Here is a 12,133-nt window from a genome sequence, read left to right on the forward strand (position 1 = left end):
GACCGACCTCATTTATGAAACCCTCTTTTTTAGCTTGCCTTTTTTTGCTCATTCTTTTTAACATTTCTCCGTTACGCGGACAATCAAAACTGAGCCTGGAAAAGAGTTTTCAGGAGGCTGTTGAAAAGGACAACTACGAGTTGGTTTTTTATTTCGGTGATCGGCTTCTCAAGGAATTGATTACCCGGAAGGATAGTTTAGGAGCGTCGAAGGTTTGCAATGAAATTAGTTCGGCCGCGTATTTCTCGGGCAAGTTTAGAAAAAGCGTTTCCTATTCGCTGAAAGGGTTAAGCCTGTTACATCTGCGAATTCCGAATGCACTGGCTTTCAAGCATATTTCTACGATTGGCGAGGGTTACAATAACATTCCCATGACCGATTCGGCCGGATACTGGTTTGACGAATGCGTGGGCTTGCTTCGGAGCAATCCGAAGCTGGAGATTGAAATTGCGGCGTATGTCAAAGCCTTTTACAATAACCTAGGTGCTTTCTACCTCAAGAAAAGGGACACCCATCATGCGCTGTTATTTATGAAGAAAGCCTTGTTCCTTGCCGAAAAGCTTGGTGATAAAAGGGCTATTGGCATCGCTGTGAACAGTATGGGTAATTTTTATAACCAAACTAACCAGTATCATGAAGCCCAAAAGTGTTACCTGAAAGCACTCAGTTATTTTGAAGTGAAATCGATTGACCGGTGCTGGATTTACCAATCGCTGGGGAACAACGCAAATACCTCGCACCACTATCAGGACGGATTGGCATTTTTGGAAAAAGGAAGGAGTCTATACCGCCGGTTGGTTAAGGCAGATCCTGGTAAAATGCACCCGCAGCTTGAAAAATGGTTATTGATTCAGATTGCCAAAAGTTACCAGGGAGTTGGGAAAGGTAAAGAGGCCGAGCTTACTTATGAGCAGGTGATCGTGGGAAGTCGCAGGGAGGGTATAAATAAATCGGAAGAGTTGAGCTCGGCAATGATGGGGTTGGGAAGGCTTTTTCAATCCAAAAGGCAGTTCGATCTGGCCTTGCATTTCTTTCAGCAGGCGGTGATCAGCGCCAGTATAGCATTTAACGATACGGTGCCTTCTAAAAACCCCGGCCCGGAGCAGATTTTTTCAGGGAGAGCGTTGTTCGATGCGCTTACTTCAAAAGCCGGGTGCCTTGATGAGCTCTATTTGTCGACAAAACGAAAAACAGACCTGCAGCTCGCAGCGGTAACTTACACCAGCGCCCTGTCTATAGCCGAGCGGATGCGCAAGGAAATGAACGCCCAGGATTCCAAAGTTTTCTTCGCCGAAAAGACCCGGCCCGTTTTCGACAAAGCAATCGACAGGACTTATAGATTGTATGAGCGACTTAAAGAGACACAATGGCTTGAGAAGCTGATCGATTTGCAGGAGCGAAGCCGTAACGCAGTGTTATCCGACGTTTTACATGAACAGTTGATCAAACCCGGAAACTTTTCCAGGGAGATACTGGAAGAGGAAAGCGCTTACGTTCAGAAGATCCAAGCGGTCAAAAGGCAACTGGCGTTATCCGTGGACAAGGAGACGCAGAAACAAAGTGAAGTGCTATTGAACAACCTGATTGTCAAACGCCAAAATTTGGCAACCAGCATTAATAGGCTGGACGACCGTTATCTCAAGCTGAGATATGAAGTTGAGGCCGTCAATCTCGGCAATATTCAGCGCAAGCTTGATGGGGAAACCGCTTATCTCGCCTATTACATAGCCTCCGACTATTTGTATACAACCCTGATTTTTAGGGATAAGATGCAAGCCTATCGTCAAAAAACAGACCACAGGTTGCTCGAAAACATTCAATCGCTCAGGAAATCGTTACAAACCAACCCCGAAATGTTTGCCTTTGACGGTGTTGCCGCTTCCAACTGGCTTTATGATTTGCTGATCAGGCCGGTCAGAGATGACCTGGGAGGATCTAAAAGACTGATCATTGCCAGGGATGCGGACCTGAACACAATACCCTTTGAGGTGCTGGGAATAGGTAGCACTTATCTTTTTGAGGATTTTGCGGTGAGTTATGCTTATTCTGCCTCATTGCTCGGCCCGGACAACCGGAAATACAGCTATGCAAATAATACGATTGGGTTTGCGCCATATGCAAACAAACTGGACGAAGCACTGTATGTTAGGGGTAAATCGGATTTGCTGGAAAACACCGGTCGGGAGGTGCTGCACACTTCCGACATTCATTTTTTAAATGCCGAGGCGACGAAATCCCAGTTTTTGAAAATACTCCCGCAAGCCAGCATTCTTCATCTGGCCACACATGCCAGCTATAACGACTCGCTTCCTGCAAATTCTTATATATCGTTTTTCCCGGTCTCAGACTATCAGCTGGCTGCCCACGAGATTATGAATTTGCCACTACGGCACATCCGTCTCGCAATATTAAGTGTTTGCGAAGGAGATAAGACGAGGTCTTACCATGGTGAAGGCTTGATGAGTCTTAGCAGGGCTTTTCGCGTAGCCGGATGTCCGGCAATTCTTACTTCCCTCTGGAAAGCCGACGACCAGGCGACGGCCTTTATCGTCACTGCCTTTTATGATCATTTGCGAAAAGGTATGTCTGGCGACTACGCACTGCAGGCCGCAAAAAAAGACTTCCTGCAATCAACCCTGGCAAAAGCGATCAACCATCCCTACTACTGGTCACACCTAACGTATATTGGGGACAGTTCGCCGCTGTACGAAGAGGCCCGGATCCCTGTCGTATTTTGGCTTGTCGCTTTCTGCGTGATGTTGATGGGCGCAGGCTTTGGTTACCGGAAATATTCAATGCGCTCTTTGTAGGTGCCACCATATTTTCCACCTTTCGAGCAGGCTGATATTGTACTCTTGCGGAGGTCCCAGTTTTTCATAAATTTCCTTTGCACGGGCCACGTTACCATTCTCAAGATGTCCGACAACCAGGTGCCATTTGACTGCTTCCCGGAAATAGGGACGAAGGTCATTCATGCGGGACAACTCTTCCAGTTTTAAAACGGCCGATTGGGTATTCCCTTCCGCCAGATGGGATTGCGCTTCAAAAAACAACAGGAAAGCTTGTTTTTTCTGCATGGAGAGTGACCCGCTGAAATCGTCTTCATGGTTTCTGCTCATATTCCTGACCACATTCATCTCCTGAAGATTGGGTGGGAGGTTGAGCGGTGCGAAACTTAAGAAGAGCGCGAAACCGGCACATGCGGCTGTCAATGCTCCGAAGGTATACAACAATGGTCGGGTCCTGCGCCTGTGTACCGACATCTCACGGATTGCGGAACTGGATATGGCCCGTATTTTTCGCTCATAAACAGCCTGGTCAACCGCGAGATATGTCTTTCGGCTCAGATTTACTTTTTCTGCAAAATCTTTGTCAACTCTTATTCTCAGTTGAAATTCCCTCATTTCTTCACTGGTGCAAAAACCTCTCAGGCAATTTTCAATCAGTTCTTCTTCCTCGAAATCAAAATTAGCATCCATAGGTTTCGATTAGTTCTCTCAGTTTTTTGATAATCAAATACTTCCGGGACTTAACATTTTTATCATTCTTCAAATCCTGTGTTTGCGCAATACGCTTCATACTTTCCCCCTCCATATAAAATGCGGTAATGATATCCTGTTCTTTTTTGGAAAGCATTTTGAAAGCTTTTGACAGGCAATCTGTCAGGTCATTATCATCCGGTTGTTCTTCCGGCAGCTGCATATCATCACTTTCCGGCGAAAGGTCAATGGGTGTGACGTACCGGATCTTCCGGTTTTCTCTGAGGCGTTTGAGCTGAATGTTCATCGCAACACGGAAAATATAGGTACTTAACTGCACTCCTTCCAGCAACCGAAATGAGTCCCTGCGAATGTTGGTACACAGGGCCAGGATAGCATCATTGGTCGTTTCTTCGGCATCCATTTCACTGCCGGAATTTTTATACACGTACCTTTTCAGTTTTGGAAAATTCTCTCTGATCAGAAATCTGATGGCCAGGCTCTCTGCTTTATCGTCGCCTGACCGTATCATTTCGACGATTTCAATGTCCGTAAAATTTTCTTCCATAAAGAGTGGATGGAGGTTCTTTATGGATGAATACCACACAGAGGTGTTATGTAAAATTATTTTTTGCAGGCAGGGGAATGCCTTGAAAATGCAGCTGCTTATTTTTTTGAAAATACTTTCAACGACTTGTCACATTCGTTGACCTGGCGGACATATACGAGTAATGTTGGAAGGGCGCCCAGCTAACAGCAAACCTTAAACAAACTGTTAGTATGAATTTAAACTTTACAAGAGTGGCCATGGGCCGCTCTGTATGGCGCAGCCTTGCATTTTCAGCCCTCATCGCAATCGGATTCGCTTGTGAATCCGAGCAAACCCAAGTGGAGCCACAGGCTTCAAAACAAAAACTGGTTGCTGATGACAAACCTCCGGAAACCCCGAAAGGTCCAGGGCCAAAACTGCATTTGTAACCCGAAATGAAGCCTCCTCCGACGCCGGAGGGGGCTTCTGGTTTTACATGGATCTCTGTTTGTGGCCCGCCGGGAGGCGTAAAATTTCATCGGAAAATCCTTCCGGTGAAATTTTTATTGCGATATTAGGACAGAAATCTTCTTCCTGTGAACAAATGGCACATCAGAATGATTACCAACTCATAACAGCGTTCCAAAAAGATCAGAAGTATTTTAATGAACAGTTCACCGTGCTTTTCAAGCCGGTTATTTTTTCCTTACTTAAAAGCAGAGATCTTGCAGAAGACGAAAAGGAAATTCTGGCGAAGCAAACGCAAAAGGAGTTTTGGTTTGTGATATCCTCCGCGCGATTTAGCTCTGAATTCCGCGAGTCCGGTGTCTCGCTAAGTACAGTGTTTCAATCCATTTGCGACGAAATACTATTCATAGACAGCCTGCGAAGTGAGCCGGACGAAGTACATCAAAATTTACTAAGGGCAAGGTACGGGACGCGTATATCCTCATATGTGTCGGGAATCTGGGATGACAGCCAGCTTTCCCGGGAATACATAAGTATAGTCGTCGATCACTTGTTGTTGTGCCTCAGGAACATTTTTAGTAAGGAGAGAAGCAAAGTATTCAGGCCGGAAAATACCTGGCTACATTGGAGCAAAGGATCGGTTGACCTGGACGGAGAGAGATGGAAAAAATTTATACCCGGCCAGATGGACGTCCAGCTTTTTAAGCTTGGCGATAGAAAAACATTTGAAAAGGTGACCAGGATTGTTGATAAAACGATAGGGGCCATTACGAACAAACTGCCTGAATCAAAAAAATACGTCATCAGCGAAGATGTTGCCGGTCATGTAATAGAAAAATTGGTGACCCTCTTTATGAAGGATAACATACCGCTCTACTCCCAGCTTTCAACCTTTATATATGGTGTCGCCGAAAATGTAGTGAAGGGAATTTCCCGGAACGAACAAAAGTGGAATTCCACTTCGCTGGACGAGTCGGCTTTTGATGAAATATATAGAACGAGCATTATGGGATGGGCAGACAGCATTTCTTCGTCACTTGTGCTGGAAGCCTTGGAAAAACTCAGTGCCGATCAACAGCGTATTATTAAACTTTTTTTTATTTACGAATATTCCCATCGGGAAATAGCGATGATGTTTGACACAACTGAGCAAAACTCCCGAATGCTCCTGAGCCGGGCGAAACATGCTTGGGTAAGACAAGCATGCCTGGATGCAAAGAAAAGAGAACTTCAACTGACAATCTGCAATGGACAATAATGATATGAATTCCGGAGATGAACAGAAGCGGAAGTTTATTACCGGCCAGCTTTCTGACAAAGAGGATTACCTTTTCCGGATGCGGATGGAGGACGATGATGCTTTGAGGGAAGAAATTGAAATGCTCATGCTTTTAAAGGAATCGGAAGTACGGAAATATGCGGAAAGCCTGGAAGCGGACAATGCAGAGGAGCATGTTCAAAGGGATCCGGGTGTGGCCCCGCAAATAATACCGCTTTACCGCCAGCCCTGGTTTCGCATTGCTGCGTCGGTGTTATTGGTTTTAAGCATTGGTTTTAGCGCCTGGTTTTATATGAGAACCGGCTCCGAGATGGTTTTTGTGAATATACCTGTTAAAAATTCAACAGACGGCTCATTTGGATTTTCGCCCGGGGACAAAGGGGACGGGGCTTACACAGGTAAAATCGTAGTTGATACCGATGGCCCGTTAAGGTACCGGATTTCAGGTGATACGCTGGAAATACTTACACCGGAGGCACCAGGCAGCCAGCTGGCGCCTCACATCATTCATGATCTTGCAAATAACAGGCTTATCTTGTTTTGGAAAGAGAAAAAGTATGGTCTGAATCCTGCCGAGGCACAAAATATGACGCCCTTACAGGAAATGGAATAACTAGGACATCTTATTGAAAATAATCCATTCCTGTACCTTTCCATTTCGGAGCATGAACACGATTTGGGAAGAACGATACAGGTAGTAGGCGACACCAGGTCCTGCGTTGAAAATGAGGTCTGGTGTCCCGTATCCTGTCTTTCCCGTCAGTATCGATTCTCTGTCCCCACTTTTAATGCCAAGCCGATTGGCCCTTTTGGAAGGGACTGCCTTTAAGACAACCCAACTCACATTGCGCTTGATGGGTCCGTTGCTCACCGTCGGTGTTAAGAGGTGATAAGCATCCCCAAAAGGAGTATTACTTACACTGATCAGAAAGGGCGATTGGGTTATTTCCTGAAAGGAAGGTAAATCGAGGTCCGGCAATTTGTCAGGAGACAAGAGTGATACTTTTTTTTGGGCCGAATTAGAAAGCGGCACTTCTGCTGCTTTCTGCCAGCCTTTTGCCAGCACGGCCTGATAGATCTCCGAATTCATCCGTGCCAATGTGGATTTATCCTTCCCGACCTGATTGAACTCCATGGCGGCACGCTCTTTTTGTCCGTCTTTGAGATACGCAATTCCCCTTACCATGATTGCCTCAGGAGATTGCAATTGCATTCGGTTGATCGTGCCGATGGACGCGCTGGGATTGTCCATCAACAGCTGACAAACCGCTAGGTTAACTGAGGCGGCTTCGTAAGTACCCTGCTGGTACACGTCCTGGAAAGCCCGTTCAGCCTCTTCCAGCAAATTTTTCCGTTGTATTTTTTCAGACTCCGAAATCCCGCGCGCATTGGCAAGCAGCCTTTCCGAAAGATCTGGTTCAAAAGGAAGAACAAAGGGCATTTCGCGCCGGTCTATCCATTTTTCTTGGCTCACTCTCAGCAGGCAGGATAAACCAAGGTTGTTGATGACCTCCTTGGCTGGGATTGTCGCGGCTACGACTTTAAAACAATCATAAGCTTCCTGAGGCCTGTTGAGTAGCAGCAGCAACTTTCCGCTTTCGTAAGTGTAGGCCATTTTTCTGGCCTCAAAAACCTGGGCACGGACATTCTGAGCCCTTTCCTGCCTGGACTGGTATCCCTTGTTTTCGTTGTCCAGCTTATAATGGTCATAAAGGAATCCAAAAAGCCTTTCAGCCAGACTGAAACTGGGATAACCTGCGATATATGCATAAAAAAAGCCTGTCAGGTCGGCCTGGGTCTCCAATTGGTCATTTCCTCCCCTTTGAGCGAAAGACGTCATTTGCTGGTGTGCGTGGTAATGATGTGCCAGTTCATGTCCCAATACACAGGCCAGGGCAGCACCGCTTTGCTGTTTGAAGTTTGCTTTTAATAATCCAACCAGATGGGCATCCAGCACAATGAAGGGCTTCTTTCCTGGTTCGGCCGAATACCTGGCGATGTTTTTACTGCCCGGAACAGCGCTGAGGATGAGGTCCGGCCTGGCCTTATTACTGGAAAAGCCTGCCCACAAGGTATTATAAATTTTTTCTGCAAATTTATAGTCTTCCGAGTCAATGCTTAAATTCTGTGCACGCAAATGCTGCTGAACTGAACCAAGAATTAAAAGAGAACCAAGAATTAAAAGAAAAGAAAGGAAAGATTTAATTTGATTATACAAGACCAGTTGCGTTTAGATCCGTTTCAATTTAAATTGGCATAAATATATACGTTTCCCTACTCGCCTTCCGACTACATGAAACTTTTTTCCATCGCCGTGCAAGCGTTCGTATTGCTTTGCTTATGCTTTGAAAGCAATGCCCAGAAAACAGCAGATAACATAAGGCTCAGAACTGTGCGTGCCGGGCTGCTTGCGTTATCTCCCGATAATAAAGAAATCGCCTCCACACATATGTTTGGCGGGATAAGGTTTTTTGACCTGGTGTCGGGAAAGCAAATCAGGGAAATTGAGGGCTCATTTATTGATACCGGAAACAACGAGATCACCAAGCTGGTTTACTCCAAGGCGGGCCATCAATTGTATGTTTTCAGGGACCACGCGAACGGCGGCACCGAATTAGATATATATGACTTGTCGACCAGCACCCTTTTGAGAAAGTTCAGGGGGACAAGCAAAGGAGTGATGTCCGTTTCAGCAAGTGAAAAATATGTTTTGGTCGAAACAGCCGAAAAGATTCTCGAGGTCTTTGATTTTCAACGGGGGACTAAAATCAAGACATTCCGTAAGAGTGCGGAAATCGAAGCAATGTTTGGTGCTTTTATTTCTCCTGATGACAAAAATATCATCACTTTCAGTAAGTCCGGAGAGTTGAATTTTATCAACTTCTTTACAGAAAAGGTGGAGCAAAGTGTAAACGTTCCTGATTACCGCTCCGGGCGAAGCCGGGAAAAACGAAATATCCTTTCATTTGAATTCTCGCCGACCGGTAAGTATTTCACGACTTTTGACAACAATAACAGAGAAATTATCATCTGGAATTTTGCTGACCGGGCAATTGTCAATTCCTTAAAATATGAGAATGGAGGCGATATCGATTATGTGCCGGGATCTTCAACTATTGCCTGGACCAAAGATGAAAAAAGTATTATTTGCGTCGTAAAAGAAGATGGGTACAGGAATGCACCTATTATCAGTAAAGTAGATATAGCGACCAGGAAAATCAGTGGCAGTACCAAACTTCCATTTTTGATCAATGAGTTTGCGGCTTGGGACGTTTCGAGCCTGGTTGTCGCGGGTGACGGAAATAAAGTTTATTTCACAAACCGTCATGTCGATTTGAACATATGGTCAACCGATTTTGGAAATGCTCCGGTTAAGGCTATCAAAAGCCCGATGAATGATTTTACTATTCACGCAGGGACCTTTTCGGCGACCGAAAAGGAATTATTTCATGCCAATGCGTCTGGAGAAATTTTTCAGTGGGATTTGTTCAGGGGCGTTTACAAAGGAAGGTTTAAGAAGGTAAACCTGAATATCCATTCCCTTCATTGCTCCGCCGATAATGCCCAACTCATTGTCACTGGTGAGGAAAATTTCCAGTCTGACGATTCGAAGGCGGTTACGTATGTATTTGATATCAAATCAGGAACACAATTATCTCGCGAAGTGCTGACCAATTACAACGAACAACCGGGATTGCAGATCAACAACATCAAATCAGGAAGTGACGGATTTTATTGCTGGACAATCAACGAGGGGCCGCTTTTTATCAATGACAAAAAAAATAAGACGATTATCCTGGCATCCTTACGGGATTCCGAGAAAGACTATGTGGTAGTGGCGGGAGATGGCCGCTTTGACGGGACGGATAGGGCGATCAAAGAACTTTTATTTGCTGTGGAAAATAACAAACTGGTGGGAGTGGACGCTTACCGCCCCAAGTTCTATACGCCCAATCTACTCCGCAGCTTTATGTTTCCGGGTAGGCAATCAGAAGTGGTTAATCCGCCTTCTGTTACCATTGCCAAGGTCCCGAATAATCCTGATCGATATGTGGTTACCTCAGTAAATAACAAGCACGGGATTGGGCGCATTGAAGTGTATATCAACGACAAGCTGGTTTATGAGGACGCCAGAAAACTTGTATCGCCTAATCCCGCTTCAATAGCCGATAAACCCTCCATCAGCTTTAACCTTGACATATCGAAAGAGCAGCAGATCCTTCAAGGGAAAGACAACGTGATCGGTGTGATTGCTTATGAAAAAACAAACGGGATAGCCAGTGAAATGGAAACCATCGAGGTAAAGAGCCCTGCAAGTTCGGTTCCTATCGCTGCCAAACCTGTTGAGAAACCCGCCCCCGTGATCCAGCGCTCAGGCGGAGGCCAATCCCCAAGGTTGTGGGCAATCGTGGTAGGTGTGTCGGATTACGCCAATCCCCAACTGGATCTCCGTTATTCCGCAAAAGACGCGGAATCCATGGCGACGGCACTCCGGGTTGCAGGCAATAATCTTTTTTCAGCAGCTAACACAACAGTGCTTAAGTTAACCTCCGAGAGCGTATACAACCAGCTTCCGACCAGGGCCAATATTCAGAAGGCCATTGATCAGGTGAAAGCAAAAGCCGGGTACGATGATGTTTTGCTGGTATATATGGCTGGCCATGGTATTTCACATAAAGGGGAACAGGAGGATTTTTACTTTTTGACAAGTGATGCGCGTACCTCTGATTATCAAAGTCCCGAAACCCGCAAGAGCCAGAGTATTTCCGGGAAAGAGATTATGGAATTTCTCAACACGACAAAAGCGCAAAAACAGTTGCTGATCATGGATGCCTGTGCAGCCGGAACACTTGCCAATAGTCTGATTGCCGGCAGGGACCTTTCTGAGGCGGTGCGCCGGGGAATTGAAAGAATGCGCGACCGGACGGCCACTTATATTATCGCCGCCAATGCTTCTGACCGTAAAAGCTACGAGACAAGCGAATATGGGCAAGGTATCCTGACACACACTTTGCTCCAGGGAATGAAAGGTGCCGCACTAAGAGAGGGGAAGTATGTGGATGTATCGGAGCTGTTACAATATGCGCGGGACCAGGTGGAGTTGCGCGCCCGGGAGATAGACCTATTGCAGGTCCCGATGGTCGTGACACCCAAAAACAACGAGAGTTTCGATATAGGTTTATTGATCTCCAGTGCAGATAAGGCAAAGATTCCGGCTAATGACCCCAAACCAGTTTTTTCGAAAACCAATTTCCTGCAGGCGGGAGAATTTGATGATACTAAGGAATTATCCCTGCTCGTGGATGACAGGTTGTACGAATTGTCCTATCAGGGGGCATCGCCGCCCATTGCTTTTGTGCAATCCCACTATCCTAACTCCTATCACCTTGCCGGAGAATACAGGGTTGTACAGAACGTGATTACACTTCAGGCGAAACTGTTCCAAAACAAGGTGGCAAAGGGCAACATTAAATTCACCGGAAATTCCCGGGACCTTGCCGAAAACGTTCTTCAGCAGGTGACGGCTATTTTAAACAGAAAATAGATTTGGGATTTTTAAACAAAATAGACTTAGGATTTTTACCTCCGGCCGTGATATGGTATTCAATGATAAGGCCCGAAAGCCAATCACGGATTTTTTAAATATCAGCGAAGTCTTGTGACGTTTTTGGGTTTCCGGCCATATAGTAAAAAATGGCCGGATAACTATTGGTCGCCATCGGCCAGATTCAAAACCCCAAACTCAAAGCTGTTATGAAATTATCAACTCCAAGTGTCCGTATATCAGCCTATTTCGTCATTTTGGTGGCGACGTTAACCGACTCCTGCAGTAAAGGAGATCCCGACTCACCTACGCCAAAGACCGAGTACTATGTCTACGCCGAGGTGGGAGGCGAGCCATTCCGTCATGAAGGATCAGACGACGCCATGGCCGAGAATGATACTTATGGGGGCAGTTTTTACCTGGGAGCATTTCCCGCCGATTATCAGGAATTAAGCTTTGGAACTGACAAGGCTCTAACGGGCCAGACAGGCGAGTTTACGATTGTATACGGACGCTATCACAAAAGCAGGTATGAAGACTACGCTGCAAGCTTCATTGTATCACCCGGTAAATCCATGAATGGTAAGTGCAAGATTACCCAAATTGACGACTTCGTCGTAGAGGGTACCTTTTACTTCGACGTGTTCAGCGACGGTGGAAAAGGCAGTCAGGTTTTAAAGGTGACGAATGGCCGTTTCAGGCTCAAGTACTGATCACATCCAATTAAATCTGAACGTGGCCTGTTACTTTCCGGAAATGGCTGGGAGTAACAAACGGCTGAACAAAACACAGTGAAAGAAATAGAATCAGTCCGTGCATTGATACGTCGATAA

9 protein-coding genes are annotated in these 12,133 nt (G+C 45.8%); 6 read left to right on the forward strand and 3 right to left on the reverse strand.

Annotated features, from left to right (window positions below; genetic code table 11):
* Positions 1-14 precede the first annotated feature (14 nt).
* Complete coding sequence (locus AC1XUF_RS25640) at positions 15-2,810, forward strand: CHAT domain-containing protein (RefSeq protein WP_483344715.1); 2,796 nt, start codon at positions 15-17, stop codon at positions 2,808-2,810.
* Here AC1XUF_RS25640 and AC1XUF_RS25645 read toward each other — a convergent pair.
* Both AC1XUF_RS25645 and AC1XUF_RS25650 read right to left on the reverse strand, forming a co-directional pair.
* On the reverse strand, positions 2,793-3,479 hold the full coding sequence (locus AC1XUF_RS25645; RefSeq protein WP_483344716.1) for a hypothetical protein: 687 nt from the start codon (positions 3,477-3,479) through the stop codon (positions 2,793-2,795). The two genes, AC1XUF_RS25640 and AC1XUF_RS25645, sit on opposite strands and share 18 nt — an antisense overlap.
* Entirely contained in the window at positions 3,469-4,047 is a 579-nt protein-coding gene (locus AC1XUF_RS25650) for an RNA polymerase sigma factor (RefSeq protein ID WP_483344717.1), read from the reverse strand. Before AC1XUF_RS25650 ends, AC1XUF_RS25645 begins: the two co-directional genes overlap by 11 nt.
* A gap of 212 nt (positions 4,048-4,259) precedes the next feature.
* On the opposite strand from AC1XUF_RS25650, the gene AC1XUF_RS25655 reads away from it, so the two are divergent.
* The 3 genes from AC1XUF_RS25655 to AC1XUF_RS25665 all read left to right on the forward strand — a co-directional run bounded on the left by AC1XUF_RS25655 (position 4,260) and on the right by AC1XUF_RS25665 (position 6,368).
* A complete protein-coding gene (locus tag AC1XUF_RS25655) occupies positions 4,260-4,457 on the forward strand; it encodes a hypothetical protein (protein ID WP_483344718.1) in 198 nt (65 codons plus the stop codon).
* A 155-nt stretch (positions 4,458-4,612) separates the two neighbouring features.
* Positions 4,613-5,734 (forward strand): sigma-70 family RNA polymerase sigma factor, encoded by a 1,122-nt coding sequence (locus tag AC1XUF_RS25660; RefSeq protein WP_483344719.1) that lies wholly within the window; start codon positions 4,613-4,615, stop codon positions 5,732-5,734.
* Complete coding sequence (locus AC1XUF_RS25665; protein ID WP_483344720.1) at positions 5,724-6,368, forward strand: hypothetical protein; 645 nt, start codon at positions 5,724-5,726, stop codon at positions 6,366-6,368. Before AC1XUF_RS25660 ends, AC1XUF_RS25665 begins: the two co-directional genes overlap by 11 nt.
* Here AC1XUF_RS25665 and AC1XUF_RS25670 read toward each other — a convergent pair whose 3' ends face one another.
* Positions 6,369-7,973 carry a M48 family metalloprotease gene (locus AC1XUF_RS25670; protein WP_483344721.1) on the reverse strand — a complete coding sequence of 535 codons (1,605 nt, stop codon included), beginning with the start codon at positions 7,971-7,973 and terminating at the stop codon, positions 6,369-6,371.
* A 75-nt stretch (positions 7,974-8,048) separates the two neighbouring features.
* On the opposite strand from AC1XUF_RS25670, the gene AC1XUF_RS25675 reads away from it, so the two are divergent.
* On the forward strand, positions 8,049-11,300 hold the full coding sequence (locus AC1XUF_RS25675) for a caspase family protein (RefSeq protein ID WP_483344722.1): 3,252 nt from the start codon (positions 8,049-8,051) through the stop codon (positions 11,298-11,300).
* A 209-nt stretch (positions 11,301-11,509) separates the two neighbouring features.
* Positions 11,510-12,013 (forward strand): hypothetical protein, encoded by a 504-nt coding sequence (locus AC1XUF_RS25680; RefSeq protein ID WP_483344723.1) that lies wholly within the window; start codon positions 11,510-11,512, stop codon positions 12,011-12,013.
* The last annotated feature ends 120 nt before the right edge of the window (positions 12,014-12,133 follow it).

It is taken from the genome of Dyadobacter sp. HNCC25DJ185 (genome assembly GCF_056895195.1).

Bases quoted from the DNA above. Each gene is read 5' to 3' on its own strand.
- AC1XUF_RS25660 (WP_483344719.1), top strand. From the start codon at position 4,613: ATGGCACATCAGAATGATTACCAACTCATAACAGCGTTCCAAAAAGAT.
- AC1XUF_RS25650 (WP_483344717.1), bottom strand. From the start codon at position 4,047: ATGGAAGAAAATTTTACGGACATTGAAATCGTCGAAATGATACGGTCA.
- AC1XUF_RS25665 (WP_483344720.1), top strand. From the start codon at position 5,724: ATGGACAATAATGATATGAATTCCGGAGATGAACAGAAGCGGAAGTTT.
- AC1XUF_RS25640 (WP_483344715.1), top strand. From the start codon at position 15: ATGAAACCCTCTTTTTTAGCTTGCCTTTTTTTGCTCATTCTTTTTAAC.
- AC1XUF_RS25655 (WP_483344718.1), top strand. From the start codon at position 4,260: ATGAATTTAAACTTTACAAGAGTGGCCATGGGCCGCTCTGTATGGCGC.
- AC1XUF_RS25680 (WP_483344723.1), top strand. From the start codon at position 11,510: ATGAAATTATCAACTCCAAGTGTCCGTATATCAGCCTATTTCGTCATT.
- AC1XUF_RS25675 (WP_483344722.1), top strand. From the start codon at position 8,049: ATGAAACTTTTTTCCATCGCCGTGCAAGCGTTCGTATTGCTTTGCTTA.
- AC1XUF_RS25645 (WP_483344716.1), bottom strand. From the start codon at position 3,479: ATGGATGCTAATTTTGATTTCGAGGAAGAAGAACTGATTGAAAATTGC.